Raw genomic sequence first — 17,106 nt, forward strand, 5'->3', positions numbered from 1 at the left:
TTCTACCCCGTCGGTGGCGATCAGGCACCAACGGCAGGATTTGTGCAGTGTTTCCTTAACGGCCTTCACCCCCAGCGCTTCTTGAACGCTGACCATTTGATGGCCGCGAAGTCCACGCCCTCATAGGCGACAGCCTCGACGATGATGCGCAGGAACTCAATGTCTTGGCCATGACCGTATCTGCCGGTCGTCTGCACTTTGCCGTGACCGAGCACCCATTGTGTGTCGTCGTCGCGTATCCAGTCGCCGTTAGGAAATTGCTTCCGTCGTGCTGCATCAGTGAAGGCATGTCGGAACGAGTGGAATGAAATGCTGGTCTGTGTTCCTCGTTGCTCGGGGCTTGTATTCAGGCCACGGCGTTCAATGTATCCAGAGCGGAGGCGAGGCTTGCCGTTATGGTCTTTGCCATTCGATCCGCCCTTGAACTAAGTCGTTATCTTGGCACCCTTGGGGCGGGGTGGTAGGCAGTAATGATCGAATAGCCCAGTCGGTTTACTACTGTGCTGCTGGCGCTCCTTAACGAAGTCCATCAAGCCGATCTCTATCAACTGTGGATGAACCGGCACTCGCCGCCGAGAACTCACCGTCTTCAGCTCTTTTCCGCTGTCTTCGTTGTCGCTCTCCGTCGTGATGTGGAAATGCCACGTTGCGCTGTCATCTTGTTTGGTGTCATTAAGCTCAAGTTGAATGATCTCACCGAGTCTTGCGCCAATGAAGGCAGCGATCAGCGGAATCCAGAACTTGGTGGCGTCATACTGCCTGACGCGAGTTGCTTGCCTGGGGAAGAAGTCGATTCCGTAGTCTGAGCCGGGGAAGATCGCCTGAAGTTTTTCAATGGTGAATGGCTCTTTGTCGGTGTCGCTTGATCCTCGCCGTTGTCTGGTGTCGATGATCGATGTTGGGTCTGACGGAATCCACTGGTGCTTGAGTGCGTGGGCAAAGATGTTCCGAAGAGACTTCAGCCGGGTCTTTGTTGCTTGGACGCCAGTCGTTTTCAGCCCGTGATTCTCTCGACACATTGGGGCAGCCTTATCAGAGTCGATGTTCTTGGGGTAGTTGCGACAGTCTCGCTCGGCTCGGCGGCATACAGTGATGTCGATTTCATCCAGTCGCACGCCCTTGAAATAGTATTTCCAGAAGGCTACAGCCCGCTTCGTTTTATCGTAGGAGCTGCCGCGAAGCGAGCCATCGTATTCGCGGTTACTCCGATACTGCTCGATGTAATCATCTGCGGCCTGCGTGAAGGTGCGTTTGGGTTGGCTCTGCAGCTGCATGGTGCTGGCTGGCTCAGTCTGAGGGAGAGGAAACGATGAACGGTGATGGCAGCGGTTGTCTATTTCGTCCATTAGGGCCGTAATAGCCGCCAAGTCAGCTTGTGGGTCAAGCTTAGCTCCTCGATACTGCGTGCCCATGTAGCGCAGCACAAATCCATCACCTGATGGCGCTTATTCTTGCGACCTAGTGCCGTTTTCCTGGTTGGTGTGCCGAGGGGATGGCGTTGCTTCATGCCTCTGGGTGGAAGGTAAAATGCCCGCAAGTGTAGTGGCACAGTGAATCTGGCCACCTGACTTTGAGTGTATGATGGCCTCACAGAGACAATCAGGTGCAAATGATGACGAAGAAGAGAACGTTTAGCCCGGAATTTCGATTGGAAGCGGCCCAACTCGTGGTCGATCAGGGTTACACGCTGAAGGCGGCGTGTGAGGCCATGGGGGTTGGCAAATCCACCATGGAATATTGGGTTCGCAGGCTTCGAGCTGAGCGGGCAGGCAAGGCGCCACTGAAAGGTGAGGCTCTGACGCCGGAACAGCGTGAGATCCAGGAACTGAAGCGCAAGCTGCGGCGAGTGGAAGAAGAGAAGGCAATATTAAAAAAGGCTACCGCTCTCTTTATGTCGAACTCCCTGAGCAATTCTCGATAATCGAGCGACTTGAGAGAGCTATGCGGTGCAGCACTTGTGTCAGGTGTTTGGGTTGCATCGCAGTAGCTACCGGGCTTGGCGTGGTCGGGATAGAAGGCCTTGTGAGACTGAGCAGAAGCTGCTGGATCAGGTTGTCGAGGCGCATGCCGTCAGTAACGGCTCTGCCGGCGCTCGCAGCATCGCAAAAATGGTCACGCAGGCAGGAATACAGTTGAGTCGTTATCGGGCCAGCAGGCGGATGAAGCAGTTGGGACTGATGAGTTCGCAGCCGCCAAGCCACGCCTACAAGAAGGCTGATCAGCCACACCTGGATGTTCCGAATGTTCTTGATCGGGAGTTCGATGTAAAGGGGCCCAATCAAGTATGGAGCGGCGACATTACCTATATTTTGGTAGGGGCACGCTGGGCTTATCTGGCGGTGGTCATCGACTTGTATGCTCGTAAACCCGTGGGGTGGGCATTGTCTCTATCGCCGAATACGGAGCTGGTAAAGAAGGCGCTGACCATGGCCTACGAATCGCGTGGAGAGCCACCGAACATCCTGTTTCATTCGGATCAGGGCCGCCAGTACACCAGCCTGGCATTCCGGCAGATGTTTTGGCGCTACCGAATGACGCTGAGTCTCAGTCGCCGCGGCAATTGCTGAGACAATGCCCCAACAGAGCGCTTCTTCAGAAGCCTGAAAACGGAATGGATACCAGAGATCGGCTATCCCGATGTTGCTGCGGCGAAGCGATCTGTCACTGATTATTTGATCGGTTACTACAGCAGCCTCAGGCCGCACAAGCATAACGATGGGTTACCGCCGAATTTGGCAGAAAAGAACTACTAGAATGCTCAAAGTTCGGTGGCCAAAAGCACTTGACCGCTACACAAGTGCGCCCCAGTCTGGGTTCAGGTCTTTCACTATCAGTCCGTTTCTCAGTGCGTCGAACACGTCCTGGTAGGCCAGCCAGACCGCCATGGCTCGCCGCTTAGCGGTTGCTTTGCAGGTAGTGTTGAGGGGCTTTCTGATCTCACGCTGGCGCTTAAACCGGTCGCGGAGGTCGCGGGGGATTGCGATCCGTGCATACCAGTTGGTCTGGTGGCGACTGCGTGTGAGGTAAGTTCCGTAACCCATGGCTTGTCCCGAATCGTTACACCGAATCGTGACACCCTGCTGAGGTAAAAGCCGTTATATCGCAGCAGGTTAGCTGTGATGAGAGTCTGAAGGAGGTCTGGTGCGGATGGGGAGATTCCACCGGGTAATCGTTTCGAGCATCTGCAGGACAATCTCGCAGGTTATTGCTCGATTCGTGTCAACAAGCAGTATCGACTCATCTTTCGATGGGAGGCAGGGATTGCCCATCAAACATATCTAGACCCGCATGCTTACAAGGGCTAGAGGAGGTAGCAGTGATGAGACACACCCAGCGGCGCCCACTGACGGTAGGAGAGATGTTGACGGCAGAGTTTCTGGAGCCGATGAACATCGACAACCGCACCCTGGCCGAGGCGATAGGAGTGCACAGAAATACCCTGAGCCGTATCGTGCATGACAAGGGGACCTTGACGGCCCCGATGGCCATCAAGCTGGGGGCTGCGTTAGGCAATACGCCGGAGTTCTGGCTCAACATCCAGCATGCCGTGGAGCTTTGGGATGTGCGTCATCGTGCCTACGCGCAGGATGCCAAGGGCGTACGCCGGATAACGCCGCAAGTTGATGCCACCGAGCTTGCCTCGCATTGACGTCGCGCGCTCTTCACGGCGATTGATTGAGACGGCATGAGCCTGTGAGTTCATGTCCAAAAACACAAAACCCCAGCCTGAAACTCAGGCTGGGGTTTTGTGTTTTTTGTATCTGGGGTCATCTCACCAAGCAGCTCGGTTTGATCAGGCGGTTGGTGGCTTCACCTGAATCACCAGACACACAGCGATCAGCACCATTCCGAGCCAGCCGAGGGGCGCGATATATTCTCCGACGATGGTGACGGCGAGTAGCGCGGCGACCAGCGGTTCGAATAGTGTCAGCAGGGTAGCCTTGCTGGCGGCGACGGTCTTGAGGCCGTAGCCGAAGGCGATATAGCCGAGGAACATCGGCACCAGCGCCATGTAGAGCGCGACCGATGTGTTGCCGGGGGTGGCGAACAGGCGCGGGTCGGCCACCAGCAGGCTGAGGCCCAGGCCTGCGATCAGCGCGACACCGGCGACGCCGAACAGGCTGCCCATGGCGGCGCGGGCGTGGGTGCCGTGGTCCATCATGCGCCGTGCGATCAGCGAATAGGCGGCGTAGGTCGTGCCGGCGATGATGCCCAGTACGATACCGGTCAGGCGTTGCCACTCAGCGTCTGGCACGCTCCCTGTGCCTGTCGCCATCGGGTCCCCGCCGGCGCTGATGGTGGCAATGGCTCCGCCATGAGTGGCCGTTTCGCCCATCGCCATCATCACCACACCGGCAATGCCCAGCGCGAGGCTGAGATACCAGCTCAGCGTGAGTCGGTGGTGGCCGAACAGGCGCTCCAGAATCGCTGCGGCCAGTGGCGCCGTGGCGATGGTGATCACTGTGCCGATGGCGACGCCGGCGAGATGCATCGAGGAGTAGAAGGCCAGCGGATAGATGACGACACACACGGCGCCGAGCAATACCCAGCGCTTCTGCGCCATCAAAAGGCCTAGGCAGCCCATGATATTGGGCCGTGCGATCACTGCCTGAAGCAGGCCGCCGACGCCCATGGCGAAGGCGCCGGTCGCCAGCGGACTGACATCCTGATTGAAGTGGGCCGCCGTGCCGGTGGTGCCCCATAGCAGCGCGGCAAACAGAACGGCGAGGCTTCCCATGTCGGTTGCTCTTGCAGACCCAGCGATATCAGAGCGTGTGATTGTCATGGTGATGTCCTTGCGTGTCTTGCCAATCCCTTAGCCGTTTTCAGTCGCAGCATAAGCGCTGGCGAAAGTGTGCTGAAACCACTTTCGGTCAAGTGTGTCGCCACACCAGCTGGCGACCGCTCAGGGCGCTCAATGTGGCTTGCCAACAATTCCCTCATCGCCGTCAGGCGTCATGACGCTGCCATGGCTCCGATCCTTGCTCCGGCTCTTGCTTGGCATCGCGGCCATGCTCGGTATCGCTCCACGGATCACGCTCACCCCAATGGACAGTGTCGCCGTGTGTATCAGCCTGACCGTCGCAGGCCGTGTCAGGTGTCGTCCAAGCCGCGAGGTCTGCCTGCGGGCTGGCCATCGACGCCTGCGTTGCCTGCGGACGCAATTGCAGCATCAGGCAGGTCATGATCAGCACCATGCCGATGGCGCCCATCAGCGTGAACTGCTCGCCGACCACTATGACGGCCAACAGGCCCGCCACCAGCGGCTCGAACATGGTCAGTACCGTCACCCGGCTGATGGGCACGCTGGCGAGCCCGCGTCCGAAGATGAGACTGGCCAGCAGCATCGGGATCAGTGCCATGTAGATGGCGACCGCGGAATTCACCGGCGTGGCGAACAGGCGCGGATCGAGGAACAGGCAGCTGATGGTCAGGCCGATCAACAGCATGACGCCGGCACAGCCGAACATCGCCCCCATGGCCGCACGGCGATGCACGCCCAGCAGCATCATGCGTCTGGCAAGCAGAGAATAGGTGGCGTAGCTCGCGCCGGCCAGCACGCCCAGCCCGATACCGATGAGCTTGCGGCTCTCGCTGGCAACGCCGCTGGCAGTGGCGTTTGCCGCTGTGTCTGCCAGGCGTGTCTCGCCCATGGCCATCAACCCCACACCGGCCATGCCCAGCATCAGTGCCGCGTACCAGCGCGCACTGACGCGCTTGCGATCCAGCACATATTCCAGCACCGCTGCCGCCAGCGGTGCCGTGGCGATGGTGATCACGGTACCCATCGCGACGCCGGTGTATTCCATGGCCGAATAGAAGGCCAGCGGGTAGATGATGATGAACAGCGCCGCCCACAGCACGAGATGCTTGTGGACCAGCAGGGCGGCCAGCTCCTCATGGAGGATTCGTCGCGACAGCACTGCCTGCAGAATGCCGCCAAAGCCCATGGCGAAGGCGCCGGTGGCCAACGGGCTGACATCCTGATTGAAGTGGGCGGCGGTGCCGGTCGTGCCCCATAGCAGGGCGGCCGTGAGGACAGAAAGATTGCCGATCTGGCGTTCCAGCGCTGGGCGGAAGGGCGTCCGGGAGAAGGAGTGCTGCATGGTGGATGGCTCGCAATGAAGTGTGTCTCGGTGTGCACGAGATTACGCCTCATCGCGAGGATATATTGTGCTGAAACTACGCTCTGATCTGCCAGGAGAAGCAAAACGTCATATACCGCCAGAGTGCGGTGATTGACTGCTGGGTTCGGGTGCTCAATCGGTTGTTCAGATGATCGAGTTAGTCAGTCGGTCATTCAGTGATTCAGTCATTCGGGGGAGTGAGGCTCGAATACTGACGCGTCATCTCGCGTGGCGACTGGCCGAAGTAGCAGGAAAAGCGCCGCGAGAAGGCGGAGAGGTTCTGATAGCCGACGGCCTCGGCGACCTGCTGAACGCTGAGATCGGTATGGATCAGCTGCGCCCGCGCGCGCTCCATGCGTCTGGCGGTCAGGTACTGCTTGACGCTGACGCCCAGATTGTCGCGGAACACCTTGTGGAACTGGGTCGGGCTCAGGTGGGCGAGTCGGGCCAGGGATGTCACATCGTGGGGCTGGGCCAGCTGCGCGTTCATGACGTCGAGCACTCTGAGCAGACGACGATCGACGCGCTGATCACAGGTCTGCTTCTCCAGCAGGCCAAGAAACAGCGCGATGGAGAGCTGATCGATGTGCTTGTCGACCTCACCCTGCAGCTGCGCTTCGAGAAACAGCAGGTAGTTCATCAGCAGGGTGCTGATCGAGAACACCACGCGCTGTGACGCGGCGAGATTGTCGGGCAGGTAGTCGAGATCAGCGACGATGAAGCGCGCGGCGTTCTTGGCATGAAATTGATGCGCTTCGCCGGGGCGAATGATGACGCACTCTCCCGTGACCACCGTGCCGTGATGGCTGCCGACCTGGATATCGAGATGGCCTCGGATCGGCAGCACCAGCTGGTGGTGGTCGTGGTCATGACTCGTGGCCTGCGGGGTATAGGCGCGCAGCGAGAGTGTCGTCATGGTGCGGTGGCCATCATCCGGCGATGCAAGGGCAGCAAGATGTACACGCGAGTTATCAGCGGCTCAGCTCGATGCTGCGGGTCTGGCCACGGCCCACCTGCACCTGACTGAGAATCAGCGGGCTGCGCGTACCGTCCGGCAACTGAATGACACCGGCGACATAGAAGGTGCCGGACGGCAGGCCAGTGGCATTGAAGTAGCCATTGCTGTCAGTGCGCACGATGTGGGTATAGGCCTGGGCACGCGGGTCGGCGCGAGACGCCGTCTTGCCCGCCAGCGCCAGTTCCGCGGCTTCTGCTGAATAGGTGGTGACCGGTGCGATCGAGATGCCCGCCCGGTTGGCATGGATCGTCTGGCCCTGCCACTCATAGGACATGCGACCCTTGATCACCGAGGTGCCGGTCTTGTCGAGCTTGGCGTACTCGGCCTCCGGGAAGGCGACGGTGCGCTGAACGCGTTGCTCGCCCTGTTCGGTCTGCGAGGAGGAGCCGAAGTCCGGCAGTGAAATGCTGTCGGCCATGCGCGAGGCGCTTTCACACCCGGCAAGAACGGCGGTGCACATGAGCAAAGCGAGTGGAGTACGTAAGTGACGAAGCATGGCGAGTCTTCCCTGAAGTCGAGTGATGGGCGGCGCGGGCGTCGGCTCGTGAGCGAGCATGGCCACAGCTGCTGCCTTTGCCCCCATCCTACTGCGCCGAGCACACTCAGGGAACTGCCGGTGAGCGGGAGACAGGCGCGGGTGACTCTTCCGTCAGGCATCGATCTTCGTGGGCATCCGCTGGTAACTCTCGCGGTTTCGACCGACCCTTGTCAGTAGGCCAGCAGGAAGCGTTTGTCTGTGAGCAGGCTGGGTTGCGTGAAGCATGCCTCTGGAGTTGCTTAAACAGGAACTCCTTGTTCATTATACGTTTGTCTATAAGGTGATGGCGCTTGTTACCATGCTGCTCATCAAACCCTGTGCAAGAACTGCGCAAAAGATGTTCAAAACCGCTCAAGGGCCTACTTGGGTGCTGTTCGGATGCTATTCGAGTGCAGCTCACAGATGGCATTACCGCCTTGTGCGCTGGCGTTGGGTGAACCATTCATTGTCCGGGAGGGCCGCATGTCGACATCCCAGAGCGCTACTGATCCTTCACGTCGCCAACTATTGAAGCTGGGGCTCGGTGGGGCAGGCATTGCCGTATTCGGCGGACTGTCCCTCCAGGCCCTGGCCGAGACGGTCGCTGACGAGCAACAGACGCAGGATGACAGTGCCTTCGCGACGTTCATGGTCCTGTCGCGCTGGCTGCTCAGCGACAAGACCCTGGATGAACGGCTGGGTCAGCGCTACTTCGAAGCGATGGCGAGAATTCCGGCCGAGGGAGTGCCCGGTGTCGGCAGTTTGCCGGCCCTCAAGACCCGCTTGCTGGCCTTGGGCGAGTCGCGAGAGTACGTGACAAAGGAAGACCTGAGTGACGGCGAGATGGCGCTGGTACGCCGTCTGCTGCAGGCCTGGATGCTGGGCACGGTCGGCAAGTCGATCAGTGACCCCGCCGCCGAGGTCATCGCCTTCGAACGCGCTGGCATGTATGCCGGGCCGCGCGATGTGCAGGTGGTGCGTACCTATTGCCCCAACCGCCCGGGGTTCTGGGCAGAGGCACCCAAGGCCTGAGTGGCCACTCTTTTCTTCCCAGGCTAGCGCGTGGCGGATAGTCGGGCCTTGATTCCGTCCTTGGTCATCAGTTTCTGACCGAGCATGGCATCAGCTCCGTAAATCGCCTGCGTGCTAGACCTTCCAGGGGCGTCCTGACCGCACCTGTTGCTGTTCCCATTTTCCCGAGGAGAATCCTGCATGGCCGAGGAATCCCGTTCGTATGATGCCGATGTGATCGTGGTCGGGTCTGGTGTCGCCGGTGCCCTGATCGCACATCGCCTGGCCGAGGCCGGCAAGTCGGTCATCATGCTGGAAGCAGGCCCGCGCATGAAGCGCTGGCAGATCGTCGAGCGCTTCCGCAACCAGGCCAACAAGATGGACTTCATGGGGCCCTATCCTGCCAGCAAGGCAGCACCCCATCCAATGCTCTACGGCGAGAATGCCGATTATCTGGTTCAGAAGGGCGAGCAGGCCTACGACGCCCAGTACATTCGCGCCGTCGGCGGCACTACCTGGCACTGGGCGGCGTCATCCTGGCGTTTTCTGCCCAGCGATTTCGTGCTCAAGAGCCAGTTTGGCGTTGGGCGCGACTGGCCGATCGGCTATGACGACCTGGAAGACTATTACTTCCGTGCCGAGGTCGCGCTGGGTGTCTGGGGACCGAATGATGTCGATCTGGGCAGCCCGCGCAGCACCGGGTATCCGATGGCACCGCTACCTCTGTCGTGGAATGAGAGGCGGGTCAGCGAGCGCATCAACCCCCACGGCTTCGACATGGTCACCGAGCCGGTGGCACGCAACAGCCGCCCCTATGATGAGCGCCCGACCTGCTGCGGCAACAACAACTGCATGCCCATCTGCCCGATCGGCGCGATGTATTCCGGCATCATCCATGTCGAGAAGGCCGAGCGTGCTGGTGCCAAGCTGATCGACAATGCCATCGTGCATCACCTGGAAAGCGACGCCAGCGGCAAGATTCGCGAGGTGCGCTATCTGGACCCCGACGGCAAGCAGCATCGTCTGAGCGCGGCGCGGGTGGTGCTGGCGGCCAATGGCATCGAGACGCCCAAGCTGATGCAGATGTCGGTCAACGCCCATACCCCCGATGGGGTGGGTAACCAGAACGACATGGTCGGTCGGCATCTTATGGACCATCCCGGCACCGGCGTGAGCTTTCTGGCCGATGAGCCACTGTGGGCCGGGCGGGGCCCTCAGGAGATGACTTCGATCATCACCTGGCGCGATGGCGACTTCCGCAAGGACTTCGCGTCCAAGAAGCTGCATTTGTCCAACATTGCCCGCACGCAGCAGATGACGACCGAAGTGCTGTCGGAAACACCGCTCAGGCTCGGCGCGGATCTGCAGGCCCAGATCGATAACCGCGCCAGCCGCTATGTGCAGTTCGACAGCTTCCACGAGCTGTTGCCGGAGGCCGCCAATCGCATCACGCCGTCAAAAAAACGTGACGCTCTCGGCCTGCCGCGCCCGGAATTCCGTTATGCTATCGATGATTACGTCAAGCGCAGCGCCGCGCATACCCGTGAACAATATGCGCGTATCGCTCAGCTGATGGGAGGCACCGACATCGCGTTCCGTGATGAGTTCTCCAACAACCAGCATATCTGCGGTACGACCCTGATGGGAGACAACCCCAAAGACTCCGTGGTGGATCGCGATTGCCGAGTGCATGGCCATGACAACCTGTTTGTCGCCAGCTCCGGCAGCATGCCCACCGTCGGGTCGGTCAATTGCACCCTGACCATCGCGGCGTTGTCTCTGCGTATTGCCGATCTGCTCGAACAGGAAATATAAGCATGGTCCCGCAAGCCCGTACTGCTGGCACCCGTGATGCCATTGATGAGAAAGGTCGCGGTGCCCGCCCGATCCTTCGCCCCGCACGCCTGACTCGTGCCGTCCGCCTGGCCGCCATTGCGAGCACCAGTGCCTTGTTGCTCAGCGCCTGTGGCAGCGGTGATGACGAGCACGCCAGACAGGTGGAAGCCGACAAGGCTGCCACCAATGACCCCGCGCTGATCGAGAAGGGCCTGTACATGGCGCGCGCCAGCGATTGCGCGGCCTGTCACAGCACCGAGGACGGCGATGAATATGCCGGTGGTCTCGGCTTCGAGACACCGGTGGGCGAGATCTACGCCACCAACATCACCCCGGACACCGAGCACGGCATCGGTAACTACACCCTCGAGGAGTACACCCGTGTGCTGCGCGAGGGCGAGGCTGCCGATGGCCACAACCTCTATCCGGCGATGCCGTTCCCGTCCTATGCCCGTCTGACGGCTGAGGACATCAAGGCGCTCTACGCCTGGAACATGCATGAGGTGACGCCGAGCAGCACGCCCAACCGCGAAAGCGAGATTCCGTTCCCGCTCAACATGCGCTGGCCGATGGCACTGTGGGAAGAGATCTTCTCGCCGCTGGAGCCGTGGCAGGACCACGACGACAAGAGTGCCGACTGGAACCGCGGTGCCTATCTCGTCCAGGGGCCGGGCCACTGTGGTAGCTGTCACACCGAGCGTGGCTTCGCCTTCCAGGAAACGGCCCTGACCGGTGATGAAGAAGGCTATCTGGGCGGAGCGATGATCGAAGGCTGGCGTGCCTTCAACCTCACGCCGGACATGCAGGATGGTCTGGGCAGCTGGAGCGAGCAGGATATCCAGACCTATCTGGCGACCGGCAACCTCAAGGGCAAGGCGCAGGCTGGCGGCCCGATGGCGGATGTGGTCGAACACTCCATGCGTCACATGAGCGAAGATGACCTGCGCGCCATCGCGGTCTATCTGAAGTCGATTCCGGCGGTGGATGGCAAGGGCGAGCAGGGCGAGGCGGTCAATGATGGCGATCGCGAGGCCGAAAGCGAGCCGCAGGTCGCCACGCGCTTCAATCAGGGTGCACCGGCCGATGACGTGCTGTTGCTGCGCGGTCAGCCGCTGGACAAGCGCCCCGATGATGAAGACCTGATCGGTCAGCTGACCGATGCCACTCCGGGCGTGCGTCTGTATCTGGGACACTGCGCCATGTGTCACGGCGCGGATGGCGCCGGCACCCAGGATGGCTACTACCCGTCGCTGTTCCACAACAGCGTGACCGGTAGTGTCTATCCGGACAATCTGGCTCAGGCAATCCTCAACGGTGTGCAGCGTGAGAACAATGGCCACAGTGTCTTCATGCCGGCCTTCGATGACAGCCTGACCGACGATGAGCTGATCAACCTGATGGACTATCTCGAGAATCGCTTCGGGGAAGGTCATCAGTCAGAGATGCTGGCATCGCCCGAAACGCGTCGTCAGCAGCTGAGCGACAAGCTCGAGGACTGGCGCAAGCACTGAGGTCTGTGCAGACACTGAGGTTTCTGCTGACAGGCCTGCACAAGTGCTGGGTAACCGCGAAAAAGACAGCCCATGAAAGCGGGCTGTCTTTTTCGTGACCAGCGCCATGTCACCGATAGAGCGGTTGTCGTGTGCGTTCAGTGCCGTTTCATCTAGCGTTCAGTGTCATCCGTGACTGGCGATGTCACACAGTTGGGGTAATATTGCCCCATGTAGGACCCCCGATTCACATTCATCCCGCTCGGGTTGCGCTCAAATGCAGCACAAACTGAAGAACTGCGGTAGAATGTGCGCCCAGACTTTAGCTCTTTATCAATTATTCGAGGCAACATAGCAGTATGACCGACGCTAATCTTGACGACCAGCTTGCATCCCTGTTTCAGGAGCAGGACACCAAGCAGGACCAGAACGCCCGCATCAAGGAGCTGGAGCGTCAGCTGCGTGAAGCCAGCAAAGAAGCCGACAAGCTCCGCAATGCCCGTGACAAGGCAAAGAAGGAAGTCGAAGACCTGCGTGCTCGCAACGAACGCCTGAGCGAGAAAGCCGCAGCCTCTGACAAGCACCGCAAGCAGGTCGAACACGAGTTCAACCAGAAGCTGGTGCAGTACAAGGCACGTCTGGCACGCGAACAGGCTATCGCCCAGTCCCGCATGATGCCGATGGGCGCTGCCGTCGAGGAAGCAACTGAAGAAGCCGACGCAGCTTCTCTGGAAGACCTCGGCCTCAACGCTGCTGCTATCCGCGCTCTGACCGACGCTGGCTACGATGACGTCGCCAAGGTCCGTCAGGCGCACGCTGATGGCGTGATCTCTGAAGTCAAGGGCATCGGCCCGAAAGCTCAGTCCCAGATCGCTGAAGCACTCGACGCCTGATTGTTGCCGTGATCGAAAAAAACCCGCCAATCGGCGGGTTTTTTTGTGTCTGTCATTTGCCCTGTTACAGGCGTTACTGCTGGGTCTATTGCTGGGGCTACTTCTGAAGAGCAGGCCAGCTGACCGCTGACTGTTGCTCGCCCAGCCAGTCCTTGAGGGCGATGCGCATGTCGGCGGTCGGGATAGAACGCCCGTTCAGTGCATGCACTACTCTGGGCAGGCTCGGCGCCTCACCGGCATCCGCCGGCCAGGCCTGCTTGAGCGTGAAGGCGAGCTTCATCGGCTCCTCGCCGTGCAGGGTCTGCTGCATGCGGGTGTGTGCGACGGCCAACGACTCAAGCTCGGCCCCAAGGCTCGCATCTTCGATATCGGCACGGCTGACCAGCAGCATGCGCGGCAGGTCGAGCATGTCGGCGCGCGGCAGCCAGTCCTTGGACAGCGGATGCAAGGCCACCAGACGTGTCGCGTCATCGCCGTTGAGGAAGGCAGCGTGCATCTTGCGGCTGTTGATCAGCGCCTGGGGCGCATCACCGACATATTCATCCCCTTCGAGCTCTTCCAGGGAGCGCGGGCTGACCAGCTGCATGCTGGAGCCGACCCTGACCTCGACCCACTGCTTCAAGGCCAGATGCGAGCGTGCATCGCCATCGCTCATCACCACTCGCACCGCACGGGTGGTGTCATTGAGGAAGCGGATCAGCAGCTCCTGCGGCTCGAACAATTCTGTGTAGCGGATCAGCTCGTCACGCGCGACCAGGCTGACATCGTCGAGATCCGCGCCGTCCAGCACTCGCAGTGACATGCCGCTTTCGGCCAGAGCCTTCAGCATCTGCGGCGTCAGGTAGGCGGCGTCGAGGCTGCCATCGCTCAGCCCTTGCTCCACGGCCTCGTGGCTTGAGAACTGCTTGAGCATCAGCGGGCTGCTCAGTTGGTCATCGAGGGTGCCCTCGGCTTCAAGCATCACAGCGGGACTGACGCTGACGCCGCCATCGGCGGGCATGCCGACGTCCAGCGCGCTGGCGTGCTGGGCTAGGGTCAGGCTGGCAGTGGTGAGCGATAGGGTCACGAACATGCGTGCCAGGCGCGGGCGAGATATCGGTAGTGATATCGAAGGACAGAACAGTGCAGGGGAAAGCAGGGACATCTGGCACTCCGGCAACGGTAACAGGGTGATGGCGTACGGCAGCGATGACAGCACTCGCGCGTGGGCGCCAATGGTAGCCGTTTGGCCTGCGGGTGTCAGGCACGGCGCGGCGTCATGTCTCACCTGCTGGTAGAGGGTGACGGTAGGCAAGGTTGCCATAAAAAAAGGCCCTGCCTCTGTGAAGAGAGCAGGGCCTTGATAGTGCCTGTTACGCATCAGTCATTATGCTTCATGACTGAGAACGTACTCCCTGTGCGTCGCGCTGTGCAGTGCTGTCATCAGCCCCTCGCTCGGCGACCACACCATCGCGACGCGCGAAGTGGTCGACCCACAGTGCGATCACGCCATCGCCGGTGACGTTGGTGGCGGTGCCGAAGCTGTCCTGAGCCAGATACAGCGCGATCATCAGGCCAAGTTCCGCCTCGCCAAAGCCGAGCATGCTGCCCAGCACGCCAAGCGCCGCCATCACCGCGCCACCCGGTGCTCCGGGCGCGGCGATCATGGTCAGGCCCAGCATGATCAAAAACGGAATCACTTCGCCGAGGCTTGCGAGTGCCAAGTTGTGGCTCATCATCATCACGGCAGTGGCGCAGGTGACGATCGTGATGGTGGAACCGGACAGGTGGATGGTGGCGCAGAGCGGCACGCTGAAGTTGGCCACTTCATCGCTGACGCCATTGGCCTTGGTCTGACGCAGGCTGACCGGGATGGTCGCCGCCGACGACATGGTGCCCAGCGCCGTCAGGTAGGCCGGCAACATGTTGCGCAGGAGGCCCAGCGGAGAACGACGCTGGATTAGGCCGGTGATCAGGTAGGCCGTGCTCAGCCAGATCCAGTGCATCACGATCGCCAGTACCAGCACCTTCCAGAAGGTATCCAGTGTCGACAGCGCCTTGCCCTCGTAGGCCATCTCGGCAAAGGTGCCGGCGATGAACAGGGGCAGCAGCGGGATGATGACGCGATTGAGGAACACCTCGACCACTTCACGCGATTCGAAGACGGCACTTTTCAGGGTCGGCAGTTCGCGGCGGCTGATGACCACGCCGAACACGAAGGCCAGCACCAAGGCCGTCATCACCGGCAGTGCAGCGGGGATTTCGAGATCGAGAAAGGGAGTCAGGGCATCGCGGCCTTCAGCGACCGGCGCCATACCGGACAGCATGCCGGGCAGCAGGTTGCTGGCCACCAGGAAGGCGAAGATGCCGGCCAGAATCGTCGACCCGTAGGCCATGCCGACGGTGCGACCCAGCATGGCGCCGGAATTCTTCGGCAGCGACGCGATGCCGCTCATGACGTAGAACAGGATGATCAACGGGATGGTGAAGTTGATCAGCTGGCCGATGATGACCTTGGCGGTCAGCGCGGCACGTACGAGGGCATCCGGGGCCATCAGGCCGATCAGCAGGCCGGCAATGATGCCGAGGATAAGTTTGACGATGAGCTTCATGTGGATCTCGAGGGTTTGACGGGTTCTTGCCCCGATAACGGGTCGTGAATCGCGTACCACCTCGGCGACGCACCGAAATGGCGCGCAGAGTTTACCTGAATTGCGCCACCATTTCAGGCGCCTGGCCAGCTGCCGTGGCACGGGGTGTGAATGCCCATGACTCGAGGTGTTGACCAGGCGTCATCTCAGGCTTTCAACCGCTCACCGCTTCGCTTGCCCTCTCGTCTCACTGTCTTGATCTCACTGAATTGAAGAGGCCGAGCGGCGCTGCTTCACACCATGATGAACCAGTGCCACCGCTGCCAATGCCAGTCCGAACATCGACATGCCCTGCCAGCCATTGACGCTCATCATCTTGACGCCGATGGCGGAACCGGCTGCCGCGCCGATGTAGTAGCACAGCATATAGACGGCGTTCATGCGGCTCTGGGCCTTTGGGTCGATCGAGAACACGCGCACCTGGTTGGGAATCTGGGCCGCGAAGACGCCCAGGTCCAGCAGGATGATGCCGACGATCAGTCCGGCCAGGCTGTCACCCCAGAGGCCGAGCACCGCGAAGGACGCCACCACCATCACCAAGGCGAAGCTGATCAGACGCCCCGCGCCGACACGATTGACCAGTCGGCCCGCCGCCTTGGCACCGAAGATGCCCGCCAGCCCGATGATGCCGAACAGCCCCGCCTGCTGGACGCTGTAGTCAAACGGCGCATCGGTGACGTGAATCGCCAGCGTCGCCCACATGGCATTGAAGGCCGCGAACCACAGCGCGCCGGTCAGCGCGGATTCGCGCAGCAGGGCATGTTGCTTGAGCAGTGTGCCCATCGAGGCGATCAGTCTGGGGTAGGCCATCTGCACGGCAGGCGCGCGGCTGGGCAGGTGACGATGCAGCAGCACACCGATGATGACGGTGATGATGGCCGCGACCAGGAAGACGCTGCGCCAGCCCCAATATCCGCCGATGCTGCCGCTCAGGGTGCGTGACAGCAGTATGCCGATGGTCAGCCCCGTCATCAGGGTGGCGATGTTCATGCCGCGCGTCTCCGGGGTGGACAGCGAGGCGGTCAGCGGAATCAGCTGCTGGGTAATGTTGGCACCCAGTCCGGCCACGAAGCTTGCCAGCAACAGCGGCCAGAAGCTGGGGGCCAGGAAGATGCCCAGTGAGGCCAGTGCCAGGGTGATGGACAGATTGCGGATCAGCTGGCGTCTGTCCATGGTGTCGCCCAGCGGCGAGATCAGCAGGATGGCGGCGGCATACCCGAATTGGGTCGCGGAGGGGATCAGGCCGATCATGCCCTGGCTCACGCCCAGTGAGCGGGCCATCTCCGCCAGCAGCGGCTGGTTGTAGTACAGATTGGCGGCGGTTGCAGCGACCGCGATGGCCATCAGCATCAACAACCCACGGCCAATGGCGGGCGTGCTGTCGACGTCTGGTGTCGATGTCGGCGAGGCTGTGCCTGACGGGACAGTATCTGATCGCGCAGTGTCCGATGGGGAAGTGCTTGAAGGGGAAGTGCCTGTCACCTGGGTGTCCTCATGTTCGTGCTGCCAAGCGTGGCAGCGGTGATTCACGAGGGGCAGAGTAGGCAGTGTTCACCTATAAGAGAAATGTTGTTGTTTGATAT

The 17,106-nt window shown here is 60.7% G+C and carries 14 protein-coding genes and 1 pseudogene; 7 read left to right on the top strand and 8 right to left on the bottom strand.

The window, feature by feature from the left end; genetic code table 11:
• Positions 1–425 precede the first annotated feature (425 nt).
• Positions 426–1,424 (bottom strand): hypothetical protein, encoded by a 999-nt coding sequence (locus QD208_RS13195; RefSeq protein WP_279837058.1) that lies wholly within the window; start codon positions 1,422–1,424, stop codon positions 426–428.
• Between the two features lie 188 nt (positions 1,425–1,612).
• Between QD208_RS13195 and QD208_RS13200 the strand changes: the two are divergent.
• From QD208_RS13200 to QD208_RS13210, 3 genes and pseudogenes are all read left to right on the top strand, one after another.
• Positions 1,613–2,753, top strand: a pseudogene (locus QD208_RS13200) (IS3 family transposase).
• A gap of 402 nt (positions 2,754–3,155) precedes the next feature.
• Positions 3,156–3,305 carry a type II toxin-antitoxin system RelE/ParE family toxin gene (locus QD208_RS13205; protein WP_279837127.1) on the top strand — a complete coding sequence of 50 codons (150 nt, stop codon included), beginning with the start codon at positions 3,156–3,158 and terminating at the stop codon, positions 3,303–3,305.
• Between the two features lie 14 nt (positions 3,306–3,319).
• Positions 3,320–3,649, top strand: coding sequence for a HigA family addiction module antitoxin (locus QD208_RS13210; protein WP_279837059.1), 330 nt, complete (start codon positions 3,320–3,322; stop codon positions 3,647–3,649).
• Positions 3,650–3,793: 144 nt separating this feature from the next.
• Here QD208_RS13210 and QD208_RS13215 read toward each other — a convergent pair whose 3' ends face one another.
• From QD208_RS13215 to QD208_RS13230, 4 genes are all read right to left on the bottom strand, one after another.
• The gene (locus QD208_RS13215; protein ID WP_279837060.1) at positions 3,794–4,738 is read right to left on the bottom strand and encodes an EamA family transporter; all 945 of its coding nucleotides are present in this window, start codon (positions 4,736–4,738) and stop codon (positions 3,794–3,796) included.
• 211 nt (positions 4,739–4,949) lie between these two features.
• Entirely contained in the window at positions 4,950–6,107 is a 1,158-nt protein-coding gene (locus QD208_RS13220) for a DMT family transporter (RefSeq protein WP_279837061.1), read from the bottom strand.
• Positions 6,108–6,309: 202 nt separating this feature from the next.
• Positions 6,310–7,044, bottom strand: coding sequence for an AraC family transcriptional regulator (locus QD208_RS13225; RefSeq protein WP_279837063.1), 735 nt, complete (start codon positions 7,042–7,044; stop codon positions 6,310–6,312).
• 55 nt (positions 7,045–7,099) lie between these two features.
• On the bottom strand, positions 7,100–7,564 hold the full coding sequence (locus QD208_RS13230) for a carboxypeptidase regulatory-like domain-containing protein (RefSeq protein ID WP_279837064.1): 465 nt from the start codon (positions 7,562–7,564) through the stop codon (positions 7,100–7,102).
• Positions 7,565–8,146: 582 nt separating this feature from the next.
• Between QD208_RS13230 and QD208_RS13235 the strand changes: the two genes are divergently transcribed.
• The 4 genes from QD208_RS13235 (at position 8,147) to QD208_RS13250 (ending at position 12,893) form a co-directional block, all read left to right on the top strand.
• The gene (locus QD208_RS13235) at positions 8,147–8,695 is read left to right on the top strand and encodes a sugar dehydrogenase complex small subunit (RefSeq protein WP_279837065.1); all 549 of its coding nucleotides are present in this window, start codon (positions 8,147–8,149) and stop codon (positions 8,693–8,695) included.
• A gap of 180 nt (positions 8,696–8,875) precedes the next feature.
• On the top strand, positions 8,876–10,489 hold the full coding sequence (locus tag QD208_RS13240; protein ID WP_279837066.1) for a GMC family oxidoreductase: 1,614 nt from the start codon (positions 8,876–8,878) through the stop codon (positions 10,487–10,489).
• A gap of 2 nt (positions 10,490–10,491) precedes the next feature.
• Entirely contained in the window at positions 10,492–12,021 is a 1,530-nt protein-coding gene (locus QD208_RS13245) for a cytochrome c (protein WP_279837067.1), read from the top strand.
• 338 nt (positions 12,022–12,359) lie between these two features.
• Positions 12,360–12,893: a hypothetical protein gene (locus QD208_RS13250; RefSeq protein WP_279837068.1), complete on the top strand. Its 534-nt coding sequence runs from the start codon at positions 12,360–12,362 to the stop codon at positions 12,891–12,893.
• Between the two features lie 97 nt (positions 12,894–12,990).
• Here the strand turns inward: QD208_RS13250 and QD208_RS13255 are convergent, their stop codons facing one another.
• From QD208_RS13255 to QD208_RS13265, 3 genes are all read right to left on the bottom strand, one after another.
• A complete protein-coding gene (locus tag QD208_RS13255; RefSeq protein WP_279837069.1) occupies positions 12,991–13,959 on the bottom strand; it encodes a hypothetical protein in 969 nt (322 codons plus the stop codon).
• A gap of 307 nt (positions 13,960–14,266) precedes the next feature.
• Positions 14,267–15,484: a dicarboxylate/amino acid:cation symporter gene (locus tag QD208_RS13260; protein WP_279837070.1), complete on the bottom strand. Its 1,218-nt coding sequence runs from the start codon at positions 15,482–15,484 to the stop codon at positions 14,267–14,269.
• A gap of 240 nt (positions 15,485–15,724) precedes the next feature.
• Positions 15,725–16,873, bottom strand: a complete 1,149-nt coding sequence (locus QD208_RS13265; protein WP_279837071.1) for an MFS transporter — start codon at positions 16,871–16,873, stop codon at positions 15,725–15,727.
• Positions 16,874–17,106: the final 233 nt, after the last annotated feature.

It is taken from the genome of Cobetia sp. 29-18-1, assembly GCF_029846405.1.
Taxonomy (GTDB): Bacteria; Pseudomonadota; Gammaproteobacteria; order Pseudomonadales; family Halomonadaceae; genus Cobetia; species Cobetia amphilecti.